The organism is Streptomyces sp. NPDC014861 (assembly GCF_043081625.1).
GTDB lineage: Bacteria > Actinomycetota > Actinomycetes > Streptomycetales > Streptomycetaceae > Streptomyces.
The window spans coordinates 120,434-143,390 of sequence record NZ_JBIBWV010000004.1; the positions used below are offsets into that span (position 1 = coordinate 120,434).

Below are 22,957 nucleotides of genomic sequence, written 5' to 3' on the forward strand. Positions count from 1 at the left end.
ATCAGTCGCTGCGGTACGGGCGGGGCGGTGGCGGTACTAGCCGACCGCGCCTTCCATCTGCAGCTCGATCAGCCGGTTCAGCTCCAGCGCGTACTCCATGGGCAGCTCCTTGGCGATCGGCTCGACGAAGCCGCGCACGATCATCGCCATGGCCTCCTGCTCGGTGAGACCGCGCTGCATCAGGTAGAAGAGCTGGTCCTCGGAGACCTTGGAGACGGTGGCCTCGTGGCCCATGGTCACGTCGTCCTCGCGCACGTCCACGTAGGGGTACGTGTCGGAGCGGGAGATCGTGTCGACGAGCAGCGCGTCGCAGAGGACGTTGGACTTGGCGCCGGGGGCGCCCTCGCCGATCTCGATGAGGCCGCGGTAGGAGGTGCGGCCGCCGCCGCGCGCCACCGACTTGGAGACGATGGACGACGAGGTGTTCGGGGCCATGTGGACCATCTTGGCGCCGGCGTCCTGGTGCTGGCCCTCGCCCGCGAAGGCGATGGACAGGGTCTCGCCCTTGGCGTGCTCGCCCATCAGGTAGACGGCCGGGTACTTCATGGTGACCTTGGAGCCGATGTTGCCGTCGACCCACTCCATGGTGGCGCCCTCGTAGGCGACGGCGCGCTTGGTCACCAGGTTGTAGACGTTGTTCGACCAGTTCTGGATGGTCGTGTAGCGGCAGCGGCCGCCCTTCTTCACGATGATCTCGACGACCGCGGAGTGCAGCGAGTCGGAGGAGTAGATCGGGGCGGTGCAGCCCTCGACGTAGTGGACGTAGGCGTCCTCGTCGACGATGATCAGCGTCCGCTCGAACTGGCCCATGTTCTCCGTGTTGATGCGGAAGTAGGCCTGGAGCGGGATCTCGACGTGCACGCCCTTCGGCACGTAGATGAACGATCCGCCGGACCACACGGCCGTGTTCAGCGAGGCGAACTTGTTGTCGCCGACCGGGATGACGGTGCCGAAGTACTCCTTGAAGAGCTCCTCGTGCTCCTTCAGCGCGGTGTCGGTGTCGACGAAGATGACGCCCTGCTCCTCCAGGTCCTCGCGGATCTGGTGGTAGACGACCTCGGACTCGTACTGGGCCGCGACACCGGCGACGAGGCGCTGCTTCTCCGCCTCCGGGATGCCGAGCTTGTCGTACGTGTTCTTGATGTCCTCCGGCAGCTCCTCCCAGGAGGCAGCCTGCTTCTCGGTGGACCGCACGAAGTACTTGATGTTGTCGAAGTCGATGCCGCCGAGGTCGGAGCCCCAGGTCGGCATGGGCTTCTTGTCGAAGAGGCGCAGACCCTTGAGACGCAGCTTCAGCATCCACTCGGGCTCGTTCTTCTTCGAGGAGATGTCGCGGACGACTTCCTCGCCCAGACCGCGCTTGGCAGTGGCGCCGGCCGCGTCCGAGTCGGCCCAGCCGTACTCGTACCGACCCAGGCCCTCGAGCTCGGGGTGGCTGATCTCGGTGGTCATGCGGGGTTCCTCCCGGCCGTGCTGGCAGATGCTGATTCGTTGGTCTGTGGAGCGCTGTGCGGGATGAACGTGGTGCAGACGCCGTCACCGTGGGCGATGGTGGCCAGGCGCTGGACGTGCGTTCCCAGGAGGCGGGAGAAGATCTCCGTTTCCGCCTCGCACAGCTGGGGGTACTGCTCGGCGACGTGGGCGACCGGGCAGTGGTGCTGGCAGAGCTGCTCGCCGACCGGCGCGTTGCGCGCAGTGGCAGCGTACCCGTCCGCCGTCAGGGCCTTGGCAAGCGCCTCGGCCCGTCGCTCCGGCTCGACCGATTCGACGGCCTCGCGGTAGGACTCGGCCTGGGACTCGAAGCGGTCCCGGGCGAAGGCGGCGACGGCCGCCTCTCCCGCGGCCCCCCCGCCGGCGGTCCGCTCGATCCAGCGGAGCGCCTCGACGGCGAGGGAGTCGTACGACTGGTCGAAGGCGTCCCGGCCGCAGTCGGTGAGGGCGAAGACCTTGGCGGGGCGGCCCCGGGTGCGGGCGCCGTAGACGCGCTTCTCGCGGGCCTCGACGACCTGCTCGGCGACGAGCGCGTCGAGGTGACGGCGTACGGCCGCCTGGGTGAGGCCCACCCGCTCCGCGAGGTCGGCGACGGTGGACGGCCCGTGATCCAGGATGGACCGCGCGACCCGGTTGCGTGTGGACCGCTCTCGGGTCGCGAGTTCCTCCACCGGAGCCGCGCCAAGGTTTTTCACAACGCCATTGTTGCGTAATTAATCAGGCAGTGACAAGCGGCACCGGAAGTGGCGGTGATGGCGTGCGTCACTCAGGTAAGGCTTACCTGACCTGCGGAAACGATCATTCGTGGGATGAATCGAGCCCCCGGGCCGACCCGCCCACCAGCACCTCTCCTAGACTTCCCGGCATGCGAAACGAGCCCGACGGCACCGCCGACACCGCCGTCCGCGTCCGCGGCCTGGTCAAGCGGTACGGCACCAGGACCGCCGTCGACGGCCTCGACCTCGACGTGCGGACCGGCACCGTCACCGCGGTCCTCGGCCCCAACGGAGCCGGCAAGACCACGACCATCGAGACCTGCGAGGGCTACCGGCGGCCGGACGCCGGCACCGTCCGCGTCCTCGGCCTCGACCCGGTCGCCGACGCCGCCGCCCTGCGCCCCCGCGTCGGCGTGATGCTCCAGTCCGGCGGCGTCTACTCGGGCGCCCGCGCCGACGAGATGCTCCGCCACATGGCCCGGCTGCACGCCCACCCGCTCGACGTCGACGCCCTGATCGAGCGGCTCGGCCTCGGCTCCTGCGGCCGGACGAGCTATCGGCGGCTCTCCGGCGGCCAGCAGCAGCGGCTCGCCCTCGCCATGGCCGTCGTCGGCCGCCCCGAACTCGTCTTCCTCGACGAGCCCACCGCGGGCCTCGACCCGCAGGCCCGCCGCGCCACCTGGGACCTCGTCCGCGAGCTGCGCGCCGACGGCGTCACCACCGTGCTCACCACCCACTTCATGCAGGAGGCCGAGGAGCTGGCCGACGACGTCGCCATCGTCGACGCCGGCCGGGTCGCCGCCCAAGGCAGCCCCGAGCAGCTCTGCCGCGGCGGCGCCGAGAACACCCTCCGCTTCACCGGCCGCCCCGGCCTCGACCTCGGCTCCCTGCTCAAGGCGCTCCCGGACGGCAGCGAGGCCGCCGAGCCGCTGCCGGGCTCGTACCGCATCACCGGCACCGTCGATCCCCAGCTGCTCGCCACGGTCACCACCTGGTGCGCCCAGCACGGCGTCATGCCCGACCGCATCTCGGTCGAGCGCCACACCCTCGAAGACGTATTCCTGGAACTGACCGGCAAGGAGCTGAGGTCATGAAGGCGGGCAAGACCGAGATCTGCCGGGGGTCCGGCCCGCGGCGCAGCCGCGATCGGACGCAGTGTCCCCCGGGAAAGCACAGTCTGGGACCGACGGGCAAGGAGCTCCGGTCGTGAGCGCAGGCACCTACTCCCCGAAGCCGGGGGCCGCCCCGGTCGGGCGGATGATCGCGGCCCAGACCGCCCTGGAGACGCGGATGCTGCTCCGCAACGGCGAGCAGCTCCTCCTCACGGTGATCATCCCCTCCCTCCTCCTCGTGCTCTTCTCGACGGTGGACGTCGTCGACACGGGCGCGGGCGAGGCCGTCGACTTCCTCACCCCGGGCGTCCTCGCGCTCGCCGTGATGTCCACCGCCTTCACCGGCCAGGCCATCGCCACCGGCTTCGAGCGCCGCTACGGCGTCCTGAAGCGGCTCGGCGCCTCCCCACTGCCCCGCTGGGCCCTGATGACCGCGAAGACGCTCTCCGTGCTGGTCACCGAGGTCCTCCAGATCGCCCTGCTGACCGCCATCGCGCTCGGCCTGGGCTGGTCGCCGCAGGGCGGCCCGCTCTCCGTGCTGCTCCTGCTGGTCCTCGGCACCGCCGCCTTCTCCGGGCTCGGACTGCTCATGGCCGGCACCCTCAAGGCCGAGGCCACCCTCGCCGCCGCCAACCTGGTCTTCCTCCTGCTCCTGGTCGGCGGCGGGGTGATCGTCCCGCTGGAGAAGTTCGGCGCGGCCGGCGACGTCCTGGCGCTGCTGCCGATCGCCGCCCTCTCGGACGGCCTCAGGGACGTCCTCCAGGGCGGCGCGGGCATGCCGTGGGCCGACGCCGGGATCCTCGCCGTCTGGGCGGTCCTGGGGCTCGGCGCGGCGGCACGGCTCTTCCGCTGGGAGTAGCGGAGCCCCCTCAGAGGGTGACGTTTCCCGACAAGGCACCCCTCGTGAAAGCGTGCACAAGCCCCCGCCTACGATAGGGCCCGTGCAGACCCCCCTCGCCTTCATCGCCCAGCGCTGGACGCCGTCCCCCCGGATCCTCCGGCGCGCCGCGCTCTCCGCCGTCGTGATGAGCGTGCTCATCATCGTCACGGGCGGCGCGGTCCGGCTGACCGGTTCCGGTCTCGGCTGCGACACGTGGCCCAAGTGCACGGACGACAGCCTCATCGTGACGCCCGAACAGGGCTACCGCGGCCTGATCGAGTTCGGCAACCGGATGCTGACGTACGTCCTGTCCGCCGCCGTCGGCTGGGCGATCATCGCCGCCCGGTCGACCAAGCCGTGGCGCAGGAACCTCACCCGGTGGGGCTGGGCTCAGTTCTGGATCGTGATGAGCAACGCCGTCCTCGGCGGCATCACCGTCTGGATGGGCCTCAACCCGTGGACCGTGGCCGGCCACTTCCTGGCCGCGAACGCGCTGCTGACGGTCGCCCTGATCACCTGGCACCGGACCGGCGAGGGCGACACGCCCGCCCGCCCGCGCGTGCCCGGGCCGGTGCGGAAGCTGTCGTGGGCGATCACCATCGCCTCGGGTCTGCTCATCGCGCTCGGCACCACGGTGACCGGCGCGGGCAAGCACGCGGGCGACAGCAGCGACGTGCCCCGCATGCCGTGGGACTGGACGGCCGCCGCCCACCTGCACGCCATCGCCGCCTGGATCGTCTGCGCCCTCGCCGTCGCGATGTGGCTGGTCCTGCGCGTGGTCGACGCCCCCGACGACATCCGCGCCCGCGCCCGCGAGCTGCTGATCGTGCTGCTGCTCCAGGGCGGCATCGGCTACGTGCAGTACTTCACCGGCGTCCCGGAGCTCCTGGTGGCCGTCCACATGCTCGGCTCCTCGCTGATGTGGATCGCCGTCGTCCGCCTGGCCCTGAGCCTGCGCGAGCGTCCGCTGCCGACGGCGGACATCCCGGCCCAGGCCGAGCCGGTGCCGGCGCAGGCCTGACGTACCCCCGACGCGGGTCCACCGGCTCACCCGAGCCGGTAGACCCGCGTCGCGTTGTCCGCGGCCAGCATCGAGGCGACCCGCTGCGCGTCCGTACGGGACCAGGCGCCGTCCATGACCCAGGCGCCCAGGACCCTGCCGAGGGCGGTCCGGAAGGCGCTGGCGGCGACCACGTGCAGTTCGGGCAGCCCGCGGGCCCCGCTGGAGTAGAGCAGCTTGCCGAACGGGGCCAGCTCCAGGACCTCGGCGAGGACGTCCGCCGCGCGGGCCCCGGTGTGCGCCAGGGCGGCGCCGAGGTCGGCGTAGACGTGCGGGAAGGCCCCCGCCATCCCGGCGGCCGTGCGGTGGTGCGGAGCGCCGTGCAGCAGGACGAGGTCGGCGCCGAGGCCCGCGGTGGCGGCGGCGAAGCCGGCCAGGCCGCCCGGGTCCCGGTCCCCGGTGTGCAGCTGGAGCGGCCGGCCCGCGCCGACCGCGATCCACAGCAGGTGGCGCAGCAGCGACGGCGAGTCGAGGGGCCCGCCGGCGGGCCGGTCGGCGAGCCAGCGCCCGGCGGCCCGGCGGACCTCGGCGCGGCCCGGGGGGTCCGCGACGGCCGCGAGGCCGCAGCGGGCGGCGGAGGCGGAGGAGAAGGCGACCGAGTGCACGGCGGCGCCCTGGACGGCCTCGGTGAGGTTGGCGAGGAAGGCGTCGACCGTTCCCGAGGTGTCGGCTACCTGCTCGGCGAGGGGTTCGAGGCGGACGATCTCATGGGCACGGGCCCCGCCGGCGTCGGCGAGCTCGGCGGGCCCGGTGAGCTCGCCGGGGAGGCCGGTGTCCACGAGGTAGGTGGCGATGCCGGCGCCCCGCAGCAGCCGGCGGCCGGTCTCGGCGACGCCGAGCTCGCGGCGGCGGGCGAGGTAGCGGGCGGGCGGGCAGTGCGCGTCGAGGCCGAGCAGCGGCGGGCACCAGCGGCGTACGGCGAAGCCCGTCTGGGTGTCGAAGAAGGTGGTGCCGGAGGCGGGCAGGACGGCTGCCGGGCCGAGGTGGGCCTCGAAGGTGCCGAGGCCCAGCTCCGTCCGGAGCACCCCGTGGCAGTGCTGGTCCACCAGGCGCGGCGTGTCGATCATCTCGGGGGGCTCCCTGTGTGGGCGTGTCTCCACACGTCCTAACGGGTGAGCCCGGCACGAGGTTGTTGCCTCCCACCGATGACGGCGAGCGGCGAGCGGCGTCGGAGGGCCGGTGACCGAAGCCGGCTATGGAGAGCCGAGGGTCCGCGCTCGGCGCCATCGGCCGGCGGCGCATCCGCCGGCGCCGTGCGGCCGGGGACGCCGTGCGGCACCGCGCGGCGGCGGCCGGTCCCGGCCACCGGTCGCGGCGGGCGGCCGGCGCGGTCGCGGGATCAGGCGTTGGCGGGGCCGCCGAGCTGGATGCCGGCCATCCGGGTCCACTCGTACGGGCCGGTGACGACCTTGGCGGCGAACTCGCCGTCGAACTCGTCGTGCAGGGTCAGTCCGGCCTTCTCGGCGGCCTGCCGGGCGATCGCATAGGTGGGGGCCACCAGGTCGCCCCAGCCGCCGTCCTCGCCGACGAGGACGATCCGGGTGCCGGCCTGGCCGATGTGGGCGAGCTGGCCCTCGGCGCCGCCGTGCTCCTTGCCGAAGGCGCGGATCTCCTTGGCCAGCTTGGCCGCCTTGCGCTCGGCGCGCGGGGAGACGGCCGTGGTGTCTTCCGTGGTGTCTGCCATGGAAAGGATGCTACCGAGCGGTAGATCGACTGACGACGGCCGGGCCGCGTGGGACAGCCCACACGACCCGGCCGTCGGAGCCGGAGGGTTCAGCGGAGGAAGGGGTCCACCGCGACCGCCACGAAGAGCAGCGACACGTAGGTGATGGACCAGTGGAAGAGGCGCATCTCCTTGAGCTTCCCGCCGGTGACCTCCGCCTTGGCGCGGTTCAGCAGGCCGTGCGCCTCCCAGAGCCACCAGCCGCCGGTGGCCAGCGCGACCGCCGTGTAGAACCAGCCCGTGTAGCCCAGCGGGGTGAGCAGCAGCGAGACCGCGACCATGACCCAGCTGTAGAGGACGATCTGCTTGGCGACGACCTTGTTGGACGCGACCACGGGGAGCATGGGGACGCCCACGCGCGCGTAGTCGTCCTTCACCTTCATCGACAGCGGCCAGTAGTGCGGCGGCGTCCAGAAGAAGATGACCATGAAGAGGATGACGGCGGCCCAGGACATCGAGTCGGTGACCGAGGACCAGCCGATGAGGACGGGCATGCAGCCGGCGATGCCGCCCCAGACGATGTTCTGCGCGGTGCGCCGCTTCAGGAGCATCGTGTAGATCACGACGTAGAAGAGGAGCGCGCCGAGGGAGAGCCAGGCGGAGAGCCAGTTGACGAGCAGGCCGAACCAGAGGGTGGAGACGACGGCGAGGGTGAGGCCGAAGACCAGGCCCTCGCGCGGCGAGACCACGCCGGTGACCAGCGGTCGCTGCGCCGTGCGGTCCATCAGCGCGTCGATGTCGCGGTCGATGTACATGTTGAGCGCGTTGGCGCCGCCCGCCGAGAGGTAGCCGCCGAAGCAGGTGGCGAGCACCAGCCACAGGTCGGGCACGCCCTGTTCGGCGAGGAACATCACCGGAACGGTGGTGATGAGCAGCAGCTCGATGATCCGCGGCTTGGTCAGCGCCACGAATGCCTTGACGCGGGCCCCGAACGGCCGATGGCCCCCCGGGCCGGTAGCCAAGACGACCCCTGCGGGTCGGGACTCGACGGCCGTCACGCACACCCCTGACAGAGAAATTCCCAGCAAGTCCCCGCAGAGAGGCGGGGTGAAACTTGCGCGTACCACGCCACTCTAGACGTTGCCCAGACAGCGATCTTCGCGGGGGTGGGGTCGTGTTGGCGGGCCTCACTCGTAGGCGTGCCTCCCTCCCCGTATCAAGGGGCGGACACCCTTCGGCGCGCCGTTCGGGAGGCGAAGCACCACGGGCACCGGCACTCTTGCTCTGTCCGCTCATTTGAGGGGCATGAACACGAAAAGAGGGGGCTTTTTCGGGGGTAGGCTCGACAGCGCCGGTACACCCTCAGTCACCGGCTACAGACATGTGGAGAGGAGCCCTGACCCAGGGTGAGCACTAAGCCGACCACCACAGACCTCCAGTGGACCGAATTGGACCAGCGGGCCGTCGACACCGCCCGCATCCTGGCCGCGGACGCCGTACAGAAGGTCGGCAACGGCCATCCCGGTACGGCGATGAGCCTCGCGCCGGCCGCGTACACCCTCTTCCAGAAGGTGATGCGCCACGACCCGTCCGACCCCGAGTGGGTCGGCCGCGACCGGTTCGTGCTCTCCGCGGGCCACTCCTCCCTGACCCTCTACACCCAGCTGTACCTGGGTGGCTTCGGTCTGGAGCTGGACGACCTCAAGGCGTTCCGCACCTGGGGCTCGAAGACCCCGGGCCACCCCGAGTACGGCCACACGGCCGGCGTCGAGACCACCACGGGCCCGCTGGGCCAGGGTGTGGCGAACGCGGTGGGCATGGCGATGGCCGCCCGCTACGAGCGCGGCCTCTTCGACCCGGAGGCGGCCCCCGGCACCTCCCCCTTCGACCACCGCGTCTACGCGATCGCCGGCGACGGCTGCCTCCAGGAGGGCATCTCCGCCGAGGCGTCCTCGCTCGCGGGCCACCAGAAGCTCGGCAACCTCATCCTGCTGTGGGACGACAACCACATCTCGATCGAGGGCGACACCGAGACCGCCGTCTCCGAGGACACGCTGAAGCGGTACGAGGCGTACGGCTGGCACGTGCAGCGCGTGGAGCCGCAGGCGAACGGCGACCTGGACCCGGCCGGTCTGTACGCGGCGATCCGCGCGGCCGAGGCCGAGACCGAGCGCCCGTCCTTCATCGCGATGCGCTCGATCATCGCGTGGCCCGCGCCGAACGCGCAGAACACCGAGGCCGCGCACGGCTCGGCGCTCGGCGCCGACGAGGTCGCGGCCACCAAGCGCGTGCTGGGCTTCGACCCGGAGCAGAGCTTCGAGGTCGCCGACGAGGTCATCGGCCACACCCGTGAGCTCGGCGACCGCGGCCGCGAGGCCCGCGCCGCCTGGGAGAAGCGACTCGCCGAGTGGCGCACGGCCAACCCGGAGCGGGCCGCCGAGTTCGACCGGATCCAGGCGAACGAGCTGCCGGCCGGCTGGGAGGAGAAGCTCCCGGTCTTCGAGACGGGCAAGAGCGTCGCCACCCGTGCCGCCTCGGGCAAGGTGCTCCAGGCGCTGGGCGAGATCGTCCCTGAGCTGTGGGGCGGCTCGGCCGACCTCGCGGGCTCGAACAACACGACGATCGACAAGTCGTCCTCCTTCCTCCCCGAGGGCAACCCGCTGCCCGAGGCGAACCCGTACGGCCGCACGATCCACTTCGGCATCCGCGAGCACGCCATGGCCGCGGAGATGAACGGCATCGCGCTGCACGGCAACACCCGCATCTACGGCGGCACCTTCCTGGTCTTCTCGGACTACATGCGCAATGCGGTGCGCCTGTCGGCCCTGATGCACCTGCCGGTGACCTACGTGTGGACGCACGACTCGATCGGTCTCGGCGAGGACGGCCCGACCCACCAGCCGGTGGAGCACCTGGCCGCGCTGCGCGCGATCCCGGGCCTCAACGTGGTCCGGCCCGCCGACGCCAACGAGACGGCGATCGCCTGGCGCGAGATCATGAAGCGGCACACCCGGGAGTACCTGAAGGGCGCGCCCCACGGACTGGCGCTGACCCGCCAGGGCGTGCCGACCTACGCGCCGAACGAGGACGCGGCCAAGGGCGGCTACGTGCTGTTCGACGCCGAGGGCGGCGAGGCTCAGGTCGTCATCGTCGCGACCGGCTCCGAGGTACACCTGGCCGTCGAGGCCCGGGAGCAGCTCCAGGCCGAGGGCGTCCCGACCCGCGTGGTCTCGATGCCGTCCGTGGAGTGGTTCGAGGAGCAGGACCAGGCGTACAAGGACTCCGTCCTCCCGCCGTCGGTGAAGGCGCGTGTCGCGGTGGAGGCCGGCGTCGGCCTGACCTGGCACAAGTACGTCGGTGACGCCGGCCGGATCGTCTCGCTGGAGCACTTCGGCGCCTCGGCCGACGCCAAGGTCCTCTTCCGTGAGTTCGGTTTCACGCCGGAGGCCGTGGCCACCGCCGCCCGGGAATCGATCGCCGCCGCCGCGCGCTGACGCGGATACGTACGACTTTTTGGAGATGCAACTCTCATGACAGACGCTCTCAAGCGCCTCTCCGACGAAGGCGTCGCGATCTGGCTGGACGACCTGTCCCGCCGGCGGATCACCTCCGGCAACCTGGCCGAGCTGATCGACCAGTCGCACGTGGTCGGTGTGACCACCAACCCGTCGATCTTCCAGAAGGCGATCACCTCGGGTGACGGTTACGAGCAGCAGCTCGCCGACCTGGCCGCCCGCAAGGTGACCGTGGACGAGGCCATCCGCATGATCACGACGGCGGACGTCCGCGACGCCGCCGACATCCTGCGCCCGGTCTTCGACGCGACGGACGGCCAGGACGGCCGGGTCTCCATCGAGGTCGACCCGCGGCTCGCCCACGAGACGGTCGCGACGATCGCCGAGGCCAAGCAGCTGGCCTGGCTGGTGGACCGGCCGAACACGCTCATCAAGATCCCGGCCACCGAGGCCGGCCTGCCGGCGATCACCGAGGTCATCGGCCTCGGCATCAGCGTGAACGTGACGCTGATCTTCTCGCTGGAGCGCTACCGCGCGGTGATGGACGCCTACCTGGCGGGCCTGGAGAAGGCCCGCGAGCGCGGCCTCGACCTGGCGAAGATCCACTCGGTGGCGTCCTTCTTCGTCTCCCGCGTGGACACCGAGATCGACAAGCGCCTGGACGGCATCGGCACCGACGGGGCCAAGGCCCTCAAGGGCAAGTCGGCGCTGGCCAACGCGCGCCTGGCCTACGAGGCGTACGAGGAGGTCTTCTCGGACTCCTCGGAGCGCTGGGCGGCCCTCGACAAGGCGCAGGCCAACAAGCAGCGTCCGCTGTGGGCCTCGACCGGCGTCAAGGACCCGGCGTACAAGGACACCCTCTACGTGGTGGACCTCGTCGCCCCGGGCACCGTCAACACCATGCCGGAGGCGACCCTGGAGGCCACCGCCGACCACGGCGAGGTCGACGGCGACACCATCCGCGGCACGTACGACTCCTCCCGCGAGGTCCTGGCGGCCGTCGCCGAGCTGGGCATCAGCTACGACGACGTGGTCCAGCTCCTGGAGGACGAGGGCGTCGAGAAGTTCGAGGCGTCCTGGAACGACCTGCTCAGCTCGACCGAGGCGGAGCTCGCGCGCCGCGTCCCTTCGGAGGCCTGACCACCTTGAGCACCGTCGACGGAGCCAACCCGCTCCGTGACGCCGCAGACCGACGGCTCCCGCGCATCGCGGGGCCGTCGGGCCTGGTCATCTTCGGCGTCACGGGCGATTTGTCCCGTAAGAAGCTGATGCCCGCCGTCTACGACCTGGCCAACCGCGGCCTGCTGCCGCCGGGCTTCTCGCTCGTCGGCTTCGCCCGCCGGGAGTGGCAGGACGAGGACTTCGCGCAGGAGGTCCACGACGCCGTCAAGCAGCACGCCCGCACCCCCTTCCGCGAGGAGGTCTGGCAGCAGCTCATCCAGGGCATGCGGTTCGTCCAGGGCGACTTCGACAGCGACGAGGCCTTCGAGCAGCTGAAGGACACCATCCAGGAGCTGGACAAGGCGCAGGGCACCGGCGGCAACTTCGCCTTCTACCTGTCCGTGCCGCCGAAGTTCTTCCCGCTGGTCGTCCAGCAGCTGAAGAAGCACGGCCTGGCCGACCAGAAGAACGGCTCCTGGCGCCGCGCCGTCATCGAGAAGCCCTTCGGCCACGACCTGACCTCCGCCAAGGAGCTCAACGAGGTCGTCCACGAGGTCTTCCCGCCCGAGGCGGTCTTCCGCATCGACCACTACCTCGGCAAGGAGACCGTCCAGAACATCCTGGCGCTCCGCTTCGCCAACACCCTCTTCGAGCCGATCTGGAACCGGTCGTACGTCGACCACGTGCAGATCACCATGGCCGAGGACATCGGCATCGGCGGCCGCGCCGGCTACTACGACGGCATCGGCGCCGCCCGTGACGTCATCCAGAACCACCTCCTCCAGCTGCTCGCGCTGACCGCGATGGAGGAGCCCGCCTCCTTCGACGCCGACGCGCTCGCCGCGGAGAAGACCAAGGTGCTGGGCGCCGTCCGGCTCCCCAAGGACCTGGCGAAGACCACCGTCCGCGGCCAGTACGGCGCGGGCTGGCAGGGCGGCGCGAAGGCCGTCGGCTACCTCCAGGAAGAGGGCATCGACCCCCAGTCGAAGACCGACACCTACGCGGCGGTCAAGCTGGAGATCGACAACCGCCGCTGGGCGGGCGTCCCCTTCTACCTGCGCACCGGCAAGCGGCTCGGCCGCCGGGTCACCGAGATCGCGGTGGTCTTCCAGCGCGCCCCGCACTCCCCCTTCGACCACACGTCGACGGAGGAGCTGGGCCGCAACGCCATCGTCATCCGGGTCCAGCCGGACGAGGGCGTCACCGTCCGCTTCGGCTCCAAGGTGCCCGGCACCCAGATGGAGATCCGGGACGTGTCGATGGACTTCGCCTACGGCGAGTCCTTCACCGAGTCCAGCCCCGAGGCGTACGAGCGGCTCATCCTGGACGTCCTCCTCGGCGACTCCAACCTCTTCCCGCGCGTGGAGGAGGTCGAGCTGTCCTGGAAGATCCTCGACCCGATCGAGCAGTACTGGGACGCGCACGGCAAGCCGGCCCAGTACGAGTCCGGGACCTGGGGTCCGGTCGAGGCGGACGAGATGCTCGCACGAGACGGCAGGAGCTGGCGCCGGCCATGAAGACCGACCTGACGGACACCACGTCCTCCAAGATCAACAAGGCGCTGGTGCTCGGGCGGCGGGCGATCGGCACCCCGGCCGTCGGCATGGTGCTCACCCTCGTCATCGTCACCGACGAGGAGAACGCCTACGACGCGCTGAAGGCGGCCAACGAGGCGTCCCGCGAGCACCCCTCGCGGACCCTCGTGGTCATCAAGCGGGTCTCGCGCTCGCCGCGGGACCGGGCCAACACCCGGCTCGACGCCGAGGTCCGCCTCGGCGCCGACGCCGGCTCCGGGGAGACGGTCGTCCTCCGGCTGTACGGCGAGGTCGTCGACCACGCCCAGTCGGTGGTGCTGCCGCTGCTCCTCCCGGACGCCCCCGTCGTCGTCTGGTGGCCGGTGAACGCGCCGACCGACCCGGCGAACGACCCGCTGGGCGCCCTCGCCCAGCGCCGGGTGACCGACACGTACGCCGCCGAGCAGCCCATCCAGGAGCTGACCGCGCGCGCGGACACCTACACCCCCGGCGACACGGACCTCTCGTGGACCCGGATCACCCCGTGGCGCTCGATGCTGGCCGCCGCGCTCGACCAGGTCCACTGCGAGGTGACCTCGGCCGACGTGGAGGGCGAGGAGTTCAACCCGAGCGTCGAACTGCTCGCGATGTGGCTGGCCGAGCGGCTGAAGGTGCCGGTACGGCGCTCCACCTCCGCCGGCCCCGGCCTCACCTCGGTGCGGCTGGAGACGAGCGCGGGACCGATCGTCCTCGACCGGCCCGACGGCTCGCTCGCGACGCTCTCCATAGAGGGCCAGCCCGACCGCGCGGTGGCGCTCAAGCGCCGCGAGACGGCCGAGCTGATCGCCGAGGAGCTGCGCCGGCTCGACCCGGACGACACCTACGCGGCGTCGCTCAAGTTCGGTCTGGAGCGGCTCGACGACGAGGCGGGCGTCACCGCCCCCGCGCCGGAGGAGCCCGCCGCGGAGGCCCCCGCCGAGCCGGAGGAGCCCGCCGAGCCGGAGTCCGCCGGATCCGGCGCCGAGCCGGCGAAGAAGGCACCCGCCAAGAAGGCCCCGGCGAAGAAGGCGGCGGCCAAGTGAGCACTCCGCAGCTGGTGGTCCACCGGGACAAGGAGCTGATGGCCGAGGCCGCGGCGGCCCGGCTGATCACCCGGATCGTGGACGCCCAGTCCTCCCGGGGCTCCGCCTCGGTCGTGCTGACGGGCGGCCGCAACGGCAACGGGCTGCTCGCCGCGCTCGGCACCGCCCCCGCCCGGGACGCGATCGACTGGTCGCGGCTCGACCTGTGGTGGGGCGACGAGCGGTTCCTGCCCGAGGGCGACCCCGAGCGGAACGTCACCCAGGCCCGCGAGGCGCTCCTGGACCGGGTCCCGCTGGACCCGGCCCGGGTGCACGCCATGCCGGCCTCGGACGGCCCCTACGGGGACGACGCCGACGCCGCCGCCGCGGGATACGCGGCCGAGCTGGCCGCCGCGGCCGGCCCGACCGAGCGGGGCGGGGTGCCCGCCTTCGACGTGCTGATGCTGGGCGTCGGACCGGACACCCACGTGGCCTCGCTCTTCCCGGAGCTGCCCGCGGTCCGGGAGACCGAGCGGACGGTCGTCGGCGTGCACGGCGCGCCCAAGCCGCCGCCCACCCGGATCTCCCTGACCCTCCCGGCGATCCGGGCGGCGAAGGAGGTCTGGCTGCTCGCGGCCGGTGAGGACAAGGCGAAGGCCGCGGCCCTCGCGCTCTCCGGCGCCGGCGAGGTGCAGGCCCCGGCGGCCGGCGCCCGCGGGCGCTCGCGCACCCTGTGGCTGATGGACGCGGCGGCGGCCTCGGAGCTGCCGCGGAGCCTGTATCCCCCGGCCTAGGCCTGACAAATCGTCACGCGGATTCCGCGGAGGCCCGGTTCACCCCTCGGTGGACCGGGCCTCCGCCGTCCTCGCCGTGCCGGCCCGCTCGGCCGGCTCCAGGAAGGGCGCGAGGAGCCCCGGTACGGCCTCGGCGGCGAAGGCCAGCCCCTCGCTCCCGTCCGCGTCCAGGACGTCGTAGGCGCGCTCGCCCGCCGCCGTGGTGGCGGTGAGCGTGAGGAGGCCGGCGCGCCGCTGGAAGTACGACTGCTTGACCGTCCAGCCGATGATCCCGGACCGCTGGAGGGCGACCGTGGCCCGCCGTCCCGTGCCCGAGCGGGTCACCAGGTACCCGCCGCCGAGAGCGTGTCCGAGCGAGCGGTACGCGTCCAGGGCGAGGGCGACCGCGAGCGGCGTGAGCACCACGGTCCACCCGGCCGCGACGTACAGCAGGGCCGGGGTGAGGAGCGCGCCGAGCAGGGCGAGGACGGCGGCGGGGAGCAGTACGGCGGTGAGGGCCCAGCGCACCCTGCGGCCGCGGGCGGCGGGCGGGTGCGGGGTGAGGGGGACGGCGAACGGGTCGGCCGGGTCGCGCAGGACCTCGGCGGCGATCCGGGCGGCGACGGCCCGGGGCGCGGCCGGGAGCAGCGTCTTGAGGTCGGTGTGCTTCTCGTCGTCCTCGGCGAGGCCGCCGGCGACCGCGTCGACGCGTGCGGCGCCGACGAGGCGGACGCCGAGGGGTTCGACGAGCTCGACCCCGCGCACCCGCTCCTCCTCCAGGGTGACCGAGCGGGTGCTGAGCAGACCGCGGCGGACCCGGAGGGTGCCGCCGGGTTCGCGTTCGAGCCGGTGGTTCCACCACATCTCGACCCAGAGCCCGAGCGAACCGAGCGCGCCGGCCAGGGCGGCGAGGAGGGCGAGGGAGACGATCATCCACGGCAGGGAGACGTCCTGGAAGCGGTCCCCTATCCAGACGATGACCTCGGACTGGACGCCGAACCACTCGCTGACCTGCATGACCGCTCCTGCGGCGGCGCCGCCGAGCAGGCCGGTGACGAAGGAGACGGGGGCGTAGCGGATCCAGCGGGGGTCGAGGACGGCGAGGGTGCCGTCCTGGTCGGGGGCCGCCTCGGGGGAGGCGGCGCGGGTGAGGAGTTCGCGGCGGAGCCGTTCGCCCTCGGCCCGGGTGACGAATTCGAGTTCCAGGGTGGACTCGCCGCCGCCGGTGGACTCGCCGGTGCCGATGCGGACCTTGACCAGGCCCAGGACCCGCTGGAGCGGGTTGGCGGTGAGGTCGACGCTGCGGATCCGCTCCCGGGCCAGGGTGCGCCGCTTGAGGAGCAGCAGGCCGGAGTGGAGCTCGATCTGGTCGCCGCCGATCCGGTAGCGGGTGTGGCGGAGGCGGACGTGTTCGGCGGCGGTGCCGCCGCCGATCAGCAGGACGGCGCCGGCGAGGACCCAGGCGAGCGCCTGCCAGAGGGGCCGGGAGCCGGCGAGACCCGCGGTGACGGGGACCCCGGCGCCGGCCGCGACGCCGCAGAGGACGGCGGCGGTGACGAGGGAGGTACGCCGGTCGAGGCGCCGCCACTCCCCCTCGTCGCCGGGGGTCACGTGGCGTCCCCGGGGGTCGCCTGGGTGATCCTGGTCAGCCGCTCGGCGAGCTCCGCCGCGAGTTCGTGGTCGAGTCCCTCGACGCGGAGCGCGCCCTTGGACGAGGCGGTGGTGACGGTGACCGTGGCGAGCCCGAAGAGCTGCTCCAGCGGGCCGCGTACGGTGTCGACGGTCTGGATCCGTGACATGGGGGCGATCCGCCACTCCTGCCACAGGGCGCCGGTGCGCGTGTACACCGCCTCGTCGGTGACCTCCCAGCGGTGCACCCGGTACCACCAGGCGGGGAAGAACGCGGTGCAGGCCAGTCCGACCGCGGCCAGCGCGGCGGCCGGGAGAAGCAGCCAGAACCGGGCCGGTTCGATCAGGAGCCCGAGGACGCCGAGCACCACGACCGGGACGGCGGTGCCGATGAGGCACTGGACGCGCCACCAGCCGACGGCCCTGCGGTCCACGGCGTTCCTGGGCGGCCGCAGCCGTATCACGCTCTCCCCCGCCATCGGTCAGGTCCGGTCGCGCAGGGCGCGGTAGGCGCTGACGAGGGCCGCGGTGGAGCTGTCGAGCCCCTCGGCGGTCGCCTCGCCGGTCAGGACGGGTTCGATCCGCTTGGCGAGGACCTTGCCGAGCTCGACGCCCCACTGGTCGAAGGAGTCGATGTTCCAGACGGCGCCCTGGACGAAGACCTTGTGCTCGTAGAGCGCCACCAGCTGGCCGAGGACCGAGGGGGTGAGGGAGTCGGCGAGGATCGTGGTGGTGGGGTGGTCGCCCCGGAAGGTCTTGTGCGGGACCAGCTCCTCCGGCACGCCCTCGGCGCGTACCTCCTCGGGCGTCTTGCCGAAGGCGAGGGCCTGGGTCTGGGCGAAGAAGTTGGCCATCAGCAGGTCGTGCTGGGCGACGAGGCCGGGCGGCAGGTCGCCGACCGGCTTCGCGAAGCCGATGAAGTCGGCGGGGATCAGCTTGGTGCCCTGGTGGATCAACTGGTAGTAGGCGTGCTGGCCGTTGGTGCCGGGGGTGCCCCAGACGACCGGGCCGGTCTGCCAGTCGACCGGCTCGCCCTGGCGGTCCACGGACTTGCCGTTGGACTCCATGTCGAGCTGCTGGAGGTAGGCGGTGAACTTCGACAGGTAGTGGGAGTAGGGCAGGACGGCGTGCGACTGGGCGTCGAAGAAGCCGCCGTACCAGACGCCGAGGAGGCCGAGCAGGAGCGGCGCGTTCTCCTCCGCGGGGGCGGTGCGGAAGTGCTCGTCGACGAGGTGGAAACCGTCGAGCATCTCGCGGAAGTGGTCCGGTCCGATGGCGATCATCAGGGAGAGGCCGATGGCGGAGTCGTACGAGTAGCGGCCGCCGACCCAGTCCCAGAACTCGAACATGTTGGCCGTGTCGATGCCGAAGTCCTGGACCTTCTCGGCATTCGTGGACAGGGCCACGAAGTGCTTGGCGACGGCCTCCTGGCCGGCCCCGAGTCCGCCGAGGAGCCAGTCGCGGGCGGAGGTCGCGTTGGTGACCGTCTCGATGGTGGTGAAGGTCTTCGAGGCGACGACGAAGAGCGTCTCGGCCGGGTCGAGGTCGCGGACGGCCTCGTGGAGGTCGGCGCCGTCGACGTTGGAGACGAAACGGAGCGTCAGATCCCGCCGGGTGTAGGCGCGCAGGACCTCGTAGGCCATGGCGGGGCCGAGGTCGGAGCCGCCGATGCCGATGTTGACGATGTTCTTGACCGGCTTGCCGGTGTGGCCGGTCCAGGCGCCGGAGCGGACCTTGTCGGCGAAGCCGGCCATCTTGTCGAGGACGGCGTGGACCTTCGGGACGACGTTCTCGCCGTCGACCTCGATCACGGCCCCGCGGGGCGCGCGCAGCGCGGTGTGGAGGACGGCCCGGTCCTCGGTGGTGTTGATCTTCTCGCCGCGGAACATGGCGTCGCGGAGCCCGGCGACGTCGGTGGCGGCGGCCAGCTCGCGCAGCAGCTCCAGGGTCTCGTCGGTCACGAGGTGCTTGGAGTAGTCCAGGTGGAGGTCGCCGACCCGCAGGGTGTAGCCGGTGCCGCGCTCCGGGTCGGCCGCGAACAGCTCGCGCAGATGGGTGCCGCCCAGCTGCTCCCGGTGCTTGCCGAGGGCCGCCCACTCGGGCAGCCGGTTGAGCCTGATGCGTCCTTCAGTGGTCATTTCGGACATCGCCCACTTCTTCTCGTACGTGTCTGCCCCGCTGCTCCTCCAACCTAGTTGATCGAACGGGGCGATCCGTGCCACCGGCACCGGACACGACGAAGGGCCCCGCCCGCGAACCGAGTTCACGGGCGGAGCCCTTTCCACCGATGTTCAGTTGTCGTTCAGATCTCGCCCCGGAGCTTGGCGAGCGCCTCGGCGAGGATGGCCTCGCCGTCGGCGTCGCTGCGCCGCTCACGGACGTAGGCGAGGTGGGTCTTGTACGGCTCGGTGCGCGGCGGGTCCGGCGGGTTGTCCCGGTCCTGGCCGGCCGGGAAACCGCAGCGGGGGCAGTCCCAGGTGTCCGGGACCTGCGCGTCGCTCGCGAAACTCGGCTGGGTCTCGTGCCCGTTCGAGCACCAGAAGGAGATGCGGAGGCGCGGTGCCGACTCGCCCCGCTCGGCCTCCCCCATCGGCCCCGCTCCGACCCGGCTTCCCCGGATCGCGTTGCCACTTGCCACGGTCGTAACTCCCTGCGTGATGGTGCTCGCTGATGCCCCAGTCTACGGAAGGCCCAACGCGCGTCCAGTGTGCGGAGTTACCCGTCCAGCTTCATGAGCAGACCAAGCACCACAATGCAGGCGAACCAGAGCAGTCCGACCACGACCGTGATCCGGTCGAGGTTGCGCTCGGCGACCGAGGAGCCGCCGACGGAGGACTGCATGCCGCCACCGAACATGTCGGAGAGGCCGCCGCCCTTCCCCTTGTGCATCAGCACCAGCAGCATCAGCAGGCCGCTGAAGACGATCAGGGCGATCGAGAACCCCATAACCACGGCTGGACCAACTTCCTCGGAGCTTGAAAAGGGACGGGGGCCGGGCACACCGGCCCGACCCCCGCAAGAGTACGACGGATCGCCTCCGCCGCTCTACATCGTCACTGGTCGCGGAAGCGGACGATCTTGACGAACTCGTCCGCGTCCAGCGAGGCACCGCCGACCAGGGCGCCGTCGATGTCGGGCTGCGCCATGATCTCGGCGACGTTGGAGCCCTTGACGGAGCCGCCGTACTGGATGCGGATCTTGTCGGCGACGTCCTGCGAGTACAGCTCGGCGAGCTTGCCGCGGATCGCCCCGCAGACCTCCTGGGCGTCGTCGGCGCCGCAGACCTTGCCGGTGCCGATGGCCCAGACCGGCTCGTACGCGACGACGACCGTCTCGGCCTGCTCGGCCGGGACGTCCTTCAGGCCGCCCTCGACCTGGGCGAGGGTGTGCGGGACGGCGTTGCCGGCCTCGCGCACGTCCAGCTCCTCGCCGACGCAGAGGATCGGGGTGATGCCGTGGGCGAAGGCGGCCTTCACCTTGGCGTTGCACAGCTCGTCCGACTCGGCGTGGTACTGGCGGCGCTCGGAGTGGCCGACGGCGACGAAGCCGGTGTTCAGCTTGGCGAGCATGGCGCCGGAGATCTCACCGGTGTAGGCGCCGGACTCGTGGGCCGACAGGTCCTGGGCGCCGTACTTGATCTTGAGCTTGTCGCCGTCGATCAGGGTCTGCACGGAGCGCAGGTCGGTGAAGGGGACGAGGACGGCGACGTCGACGGCGTCGTAGTCCTTGTCGGTGAGCGTGAAGGCGAGCTTCTGGACGTGGGCGATGGCCTCCAGGTGGTTGAGGTTCATCTTCCAGTTGCCCGCCATCAGCGGGGTGCGGGTGGTCATAAGGGGGTCAGTCCTCCAGTGCGACGAGGCCGGGGAGCTTCTTGCCCTCGAGGTATTCGAGGGAGGCGCCGCCACCGGTCGAGATGTGTCCGAACGCGTTCTCGTCGAAGCCCAGGATGCGGACCGCGGCGGCGGAGTCACCACCGCCGACGACGGAGAACGCCGGGGAGTCGACGAGCGCCTGGGCGACGGCCTTGGTGCCCTCGGCGTAGTCGGGGTGCTCGAAGACGCCCATCGGACCGTTCCAGAAGACGGTGGCCGCGTCGGCGAGCTTCGAGGCGTACAGCTTGCGGGTCTCCGGACCGATGTCCAGGCCCTCCTGGTCGGCCGGGATGGCGTCCGCGGCGACCGTGGTGGGGTTCGCCGGGGCCTTCGTCCTGAGGTCCGGGAACTCGGTCGAGATCAGGACGTCGACGGGGAGGACGAACTCCACGCCCTTGTCCGCGGCCCGCTTCAGGTAGTCCTTGACGGCCGGGATCTGGTCCTCCTGGAGGAGGGAGATGCCGACCTCGTGGCCCTGGGCCTTGAGGAAGGTGTAGGCCATGCCACCGCCGATGAGGATGCGGTCGGCCTTCTCCAGGAGGTGGTCGATCACGCCGAGCTTGTCGGAGACCTTCGCACCGCCGAGGACGACCACGTACGGCCGCTGGACGTCCTCGGTGAGCTTCTTCAGGACGCCGACCTCGGTGGCGATCAGGTAGCCGGCCGCGTGCGGCAGCTTGCCCGGGAGGTCGTACACCGAGGCGTGCTTGCGGTGGACGGCTCCGAAGCCGTCGCCGACGTACAGGTCGGCGAGGGCGGCCAGCTGCCCGGCGAAGGCGTCGCGCTCGGCGTCGTCCTTCGAGGTCTCGCCGGCGTTGAAGCGCAGGTTCTCGATGACGGCCACCCGGCCGTCGGCCAGGCCCGCGACGGTGGCCTGCGCGGACTCGCCGACGGTGTCGGTGGCGAAGGCCACCTCGGCGCCGAGCAGTTCCCCGAGCCGGGCGGCGGCGGGGGCGAGGGAGAACGCCGGGTCCGGGGCGCCCTTGGGGCGGCCCAGGTGGGAGGCGACCACGACCCGGGCGCCGGCGTCGGCGAGCGCCTTGACCGTGGGGACGACGGCGCGGATGCGCCCGTCGTCGGTGATGGTGGTGCCGTCGAGCGGCACGTTGAGATCGGCGCGGACGAACACCCGCCTGCCCTCGACGCCCTCGCCGAGAAGCTCGTCGATCGTCTTCATCTGTTCACTGACTCCTTGGTACGCGGTGGAGCACACGACACAGGGCCCGCGCAGCGCATCGTCGCGCTGCTCGAGCCCTGCCACATCGAAAGCCTGCCCTGCTGAACCCTAGTACCTCAGAGCTGGTCGCCGACGAAGGTGGTGAGATCGACGAGACGGTTCGAGTAGCCCCACTCGTTGTCGTACCAGCCGAGGATCTTGACGCTGTTGCCGTCCTGGACCATGGTCAGGGAGGAGTCGAAGGTGCACGACGCCGGGTCGCTGACGATGTCCGAGGAGACGATCGGGTCCTCGGTGTAGAAGAGGATGCCCTTGAGCGGGCCGTCCTCGGACGCCTTCTTGAAGGCGGCGTTGACCTCGTCCTTGGTGACCTCGCGGTCCAGGGTGACGACCAGGTCGGTGGCGGAGCCGGTGGGGACCGGGACGCGCATGGCGATGCCGTCCAGCTTGCCCTTGAGCTGCGGGAGGACCAGGGCGGTGGCCTTCGCGGCACCGGTCGTGGTCGGGATGATGTTCTCCGCGGCGGCGCGGGCGCGGCGCAGGTCCTTGTGCGGGAAGTCCAGGATGCGCTGGTCGTTGGTGTAGGCGTGCACCGTGGTCATCAGGCCGCGGACGATGCCGAAGTTCTCGTCGAGGACCTTGGCCATCGGGGCGACGCAGTTGGTGGTGCAGGACGCGTTGGAGATGACGTCGTGCTTCGCCGGGTCGTACTTCTCCTGGTTGACGCCCATCACGATGGTGATGTCCTCGTCCTTGGCCGGAGCCGAGATGAGGACCTTCCTGGCGCCGCCGGCGAGGTGCTTGGCCGCGTCCTCGCGCTTGGTGAAGATGCCGGTGGACTCGATGACGATGTCGACGCCGAGCTCGCCCCACGGGATGTCGGAGGGATCGCGCTCGGACAGCACCTTGATGGTGTGGCCGTCGACGGTGATGGTGTCGGCGGTGTGGGACACCTCGGCCTTGAGGCGGCCCAGGATGGTGTCGTACTTCAGCAGGTGGGCCGTGGTCGCGGTGTCGCCCAGGTCGTTGACGGCCACGACCTCGATGTCGGCACCCTGCTCAAGGAGCGCGCGGAAGTAGTTGCGACCGATACGGCCGAAGCCGTTGATGCCTACGCGGATCGTCACGAACCGATCTCCTCGTTAGGAATGCCGGGTGATATGTCACACCGGCTAGCTCTTGATTTTTTCGGGATGTCCCTGACCGCTTCCGACCCTACCTCCACGCGCGCCCCCGAGTGACATCGAGGGCGGCCGTCCGCGCCCGAAAAGTCCCCGGGAAATGCCGGACGGCCCGTACCTCTCAACGGGTACGGGCCGTCTTGGGACCTTCG

The 22,957-nt window shown here is 71.4% G+C and carries 21 protein-coding genes; 8 read left to right on the forward strand and 13 right to left on the reverse strand.

From position 1 onward, the window contains the following. Positions 1-36: 36 nt before the first annotated feature. Positions 37-1,452: a Fe-S cluster assembly protein SufB gene (gene sufB / locus ACF1BN_RS10090; protein ID WP_189850670.1), complete on the reverse strand. Its 1,416-nt coding sequence runs from the start codon at positions 1,450-1,452 to the stop codon at positions 37-39. Continuing rightward, positions 1,449-2,186 (reverse strand): helix-turn-helix transcriptional regulator, encoded by a 738-nt coding sequence (locus ACF1BN_RS10095; protein WP_392331123.1) that lies wholly within the window; start codon positions 2,184-2,186, stop codon positions 1,449-1,451. Before ACF1BN_RS10095 ends, sufB begins: the two co-directional genes overlap by 4 nt. 170 nt (positions 2,187-2,356) lie before the next feature. Between ACF1BN_RS10095 and ACF1BN_RS10100 the strand changes: the two genes are divergently transcribed. The 3 genes from ACF1BN_RS10100 (at position 2,357) to ACF1BN_RS10110 (ending at position 5,220) form a co-directional block, all read left to right on the forward strand. Continuing rightward, the gene (locus ACF1BN_RS10100; RefSeq protein WP_392331124.1) at positions 2,357-3,301 is read left to right on the forward strand and encodes an ABC transporter ATP-binding protein; all 945 of its coding nucleotides are present in this window, start codon (positions 2,357-2,359) and stop codon (positions 3,299-3,301) included. A 112-nt stretch (positions 3,302-3,413) separates the two neighbouring features. Next, a complete protein-coding gene (locus ACF1BN_RS10105) occupies positions 3,414-4,178 on the forward strand; it encodes an ABC transporter permease (RefSeq protein ID WP_392331125.1) in 765 nt (254 codons plus the stop codon). A gap of 52 nt (positions 4,179-4,230) precedes the next feature. Next, positions 4,231-5,220, forward strand: coding sequence for a heme A synthase (locus tag ACF1BN_RS10110; RefSeq protein ID WP_392331126.1), 990 nt, complete (start codon positions 4,231-4,233; stop codon positions 5,218-5,220). A gap of 26 nt (positions 5,221-5,246) precedes the next feature. Here the strand turns inward: ACF1BN_RS10110 and ACF1BN_RS10115 are convergent, their stop codons facing one another. From ACF1BN_RS10115 to ACF1BN_RS10125, 3 genes are all read right to left on the reverse strand, one after another. Then, complete coding sequence (locus ACF1BN_RS10115; protein ID WP_392331127.1) at positions 5,247-6,326, reverse strand: amidohydrolase family protein; 1,080 nt, start codon at positions 6,324-6,326, stop codon at positions 5,247-5,249. 272 nt (positions 6,327-6,598) lie between these two features. After that, positions 6,599-6,943, reverse strand: a complete 345-nt coding sequence (locus ACF1BN_RS10120; RefSeq protein WP_392331128.1) for a hypothetical protein — start codon at positions 6,941-6,943, stop codon at positions 6,599-6,601. A gap of 89 nt (positions 6,944-7,032) precedes the next feature. Then, positions 7,033-7,986 carry a heme o synthase gene (locus tag ACF1BN_RS10125; protein WP_392331129.1) on the reverse strand — a complete coding sequence of 318 codons (954 nt, stop codon included), beginning with the start codon at positions 7,984-7,986 and terminating at the stop codon, positions 7,033-7,035. Between the two features lie 342 nt (positions 7,987-8,328). Here ACF1BN_RS10125 and tkt point away from each other — a divergent pair, with 342 nt between their 5' ends. Genes tkt through pgl form a run of 5 tightly spaced genes read left to right on the forward strand, consistent with a single transcriptional unit; the run spans position 8,329 to position 14,967 of the window. Beyond that, on the forward strand, positions 8,329-10,416 hold the full coding sequence (tkt, locus tag ACF1BN_RS10130; RefSeq protein WP_392331130.1) for a transketolase: 2,088 nt from the start codon (positions 8,329-8,331) through the stop codon (positions 10,414-10,416). 36 nt (positions 10,417-10,452) lie between these two features. Then, the gene (gene tal, locus ACF1BN_RS10135) at positions 10,453-11,577 is read left to right on the forward strand and encodes a transaldolase (RefSeq protein ID WP_392331131.1); all 1,125 of its coding nucleotides are present in this window, start codon (positions 10,453-10,455) and stop codon (positions 11,575-11,577) included. Positions 11,578-11,582: 5 nt separating this feature from the next. Then, a complete protein-coding gene (gene zwf / locus ACF1BN_RS10140) occupies positions 11,583-13,115 on the forward strand; it encodes a glucose-6-phosphate dehydrogenase (protein WP_376596003.1) in 1,533 nt (510 codons plus the stop codon). Continuing rightward, on the forward strand, positions 13,112-14,194 hold the full coding sequence (gene opcA, locus ACF1BN_RS10145) for a glucose-6-phosphate dehydrogenase assembly protein OpcA (protein WP_392331132.1): 1,083 nt from the start codon (positions 13,112-13,114) through the stop codon (positions 14,192-14,194). Before zwf ends, opcA begins: the two co-directional genes overlap by 4 nt. Further along, a complete protein-coding gene (gene pgl / locus ACF1BN_RS10150) occupies positions 14,191-14,967 on the forward strand; it encodes a 6-phosphogluconolactonase (protein ID WP_392331133.1) in 777 nt (258 codons plus the stop codon). The genes opcA and pgl overlap by 4 nt, the downstream gene beginning before the upstream one ends. Positions 14,968-15,006: 39 nt before the next feature. On the opposite strand, the gene ACF1BN_RS10155 is transcribed toward pgl, so the two are convergent. From ACF1BN_RS10155 to gap, 8 genes are all read right to left on the reverse strand, one after another. Continuing rightward, a complete protein-coding gene (locus tag ACF1BN_RS10155; RefSeq protein WP_392331134.1) occupies positions 15,007-16,557 on the reverse strand; it encodes a PH domain-containing protein in 1,551 nt (516 codons plus the stop codon). Continuing rightward, positions 16,554-17,054, reverse strand: coding sequence for a PH domain-containing protein (locus ACF1BN_RS10160; RefSeq protein WP_392331135.1), 501 nt, complete (start codon positions 17,052-17,054; stop codon positions 16,554-16,556). Before ACF1BN_RS10160 ends, ACF1BN_RS10155 begins: the two co-directional genes overlap by 4 nt. Before the next feature lie 3 nt (positions 17,055-17,057). Continuing rightward, on the reverse strand, positions 17,058-18,722 hold the full coding sequence (pgi, locus tag ACF1BN_RS10165) for a glucose-6-phosphate isomerase (protein WP_392331136.1): 1,665 nt from the start codon (positions 18,720-18,722) through the stop codon (positions 17,058-17,060). A gap of 155 nt (positions 18,723-18,877) precedes the next feature. Further along, entirely contained in the window at positions 18,878-19,213 is a 336-nt protein-coding gene (locus ACF1BN_RS10170) for an RNA polymerase-binding protein RbpA (protein WP_003957010.1), read from the reverse strand. A 77-nt stretch (positions 19,214-19,290) separates the two neighbouring features. Further along, positions 19,291-19,521, reverse strand: a complete 231-nt coding sequence (gene secG / locus ACF1BN_RS10175; protein ID WP_017238647.1) for a preprotein translocase subunit SecG — start codon at positions 19,519-19,521, stop codon at positions 19,291-19,293. Between the two features lie 107 nt (positions 19,522-19,628). Beyond that, positions 19,629-20,405, reverse strand: a complete 777-nt coding sequence (gene tpiA / locus ACF1BN_RS10180; RefSeq protein WP_392331137.1) for a triose-phosphate isomerase — start codon at positions 20,403-20,405, stop codon at positions 19,629-19,631. A 7-nt stretch (positions 20,406-20,412) separates the two neighbouring features. Further along, entirely contained in the window at positions 20,413-21,624 is a 1,212-nt protein-coding gene (locus tag ACF1BN_RS10185; protein ID WP_392331138.1) for a phosphoglycerate kinase, read from the reverse strand. A gap of 116 nt (positions 21,625-21,740) precedes the next feature. Beyond that, the gene (gene gap / locus ACF1BN_RS10190; RefSeq protein WP_392331139.1) at positions 21,741-22,751 is read right to left on the reverse strand and encodes a type I glyceraldehyde-3-phosphate dehydrogenase; all 1,011 of its coding nucleotides are present in this window, start codon (positions 22,749-22,751) and stop codon (positions 21,741-21,743) included. Positions 22,752-22,957 lie beyond the last annotated feature (206 nt).

Coding starts and splice junctions, on each gene's coding strand:
- sufB (WP_189850670.1), bottom strand. CDS start 1,452: ATGACCACCGAGATCAGCCACCCCGAGCTCGAGGGCCTGGGTCGGTAC.
- pgi (WP_392331136.1), bottom strand. CDS start 18,722: ATGTCCGAAATGACCACTGAAGGACGCATCAGGCTCAACCGGCTGCCC.
- secG (WP_017238647.1), bottom strand. CDS start 19,521: ATGGGGTTCTCGATCGCCCTGATCGTCTTCAGCGGCCTGCTGATGCTG.
- tal (WP_392331131.1), top strand. CDS start 10,453: ATGACAGACGCTCTCAAGCGCCTCTCCGACGAAGGCGTCGCGATCTGG.
- ACF1BN_RS10160 (WP_392331135.1), bottom strand. CDS start 17,054: ATGGCGGGGGAGAGCGTGATACGGCTGCGGCCGCCCAGGAACGCCGTG.
- ACF1BN_RS10120 (WP_392331128.1), bottom strand. CDS start 6,943: ATGGCAGACACCACGGAAGACACCACGGCCGTCTCCCCGCGCGCCGAG.
- ACF1BN_RS10100 (WP_392331124.1), top strand. CDS start 2,357: ATGCGAAACGAGCCCGACGGCACCGCCGACACCGCCGTCCGCGTCCGC.
- opcA (WP_392331132.1), top strand. CDS start 13,112: ATGAAGACCGACCTGACGGACACCACGTCCTCCAAGATCAACAAGGCG.
- tpiA (WP_392331137.1), bottom strand. CDS start 20,405: ATGACCACCCGCACCCCGCTGATGGCGGGCAACTGGAAGATGAACCTC.
- ACF1BN_RS10115 (WP_392331127.1), bottom strand. CDS start 6,326: ATGATCGACACGCCGCGCCTGGTGGACCAGCACTGCCACGGGGTGCTC.
- ACF1BN_RS10185 (WP_392331138.1), bottom strand. CDS start 21,624: ATGAAGACGATCGACGAGCTTCTCGGCGAGGGCGTCGAGGGCAGGCGG.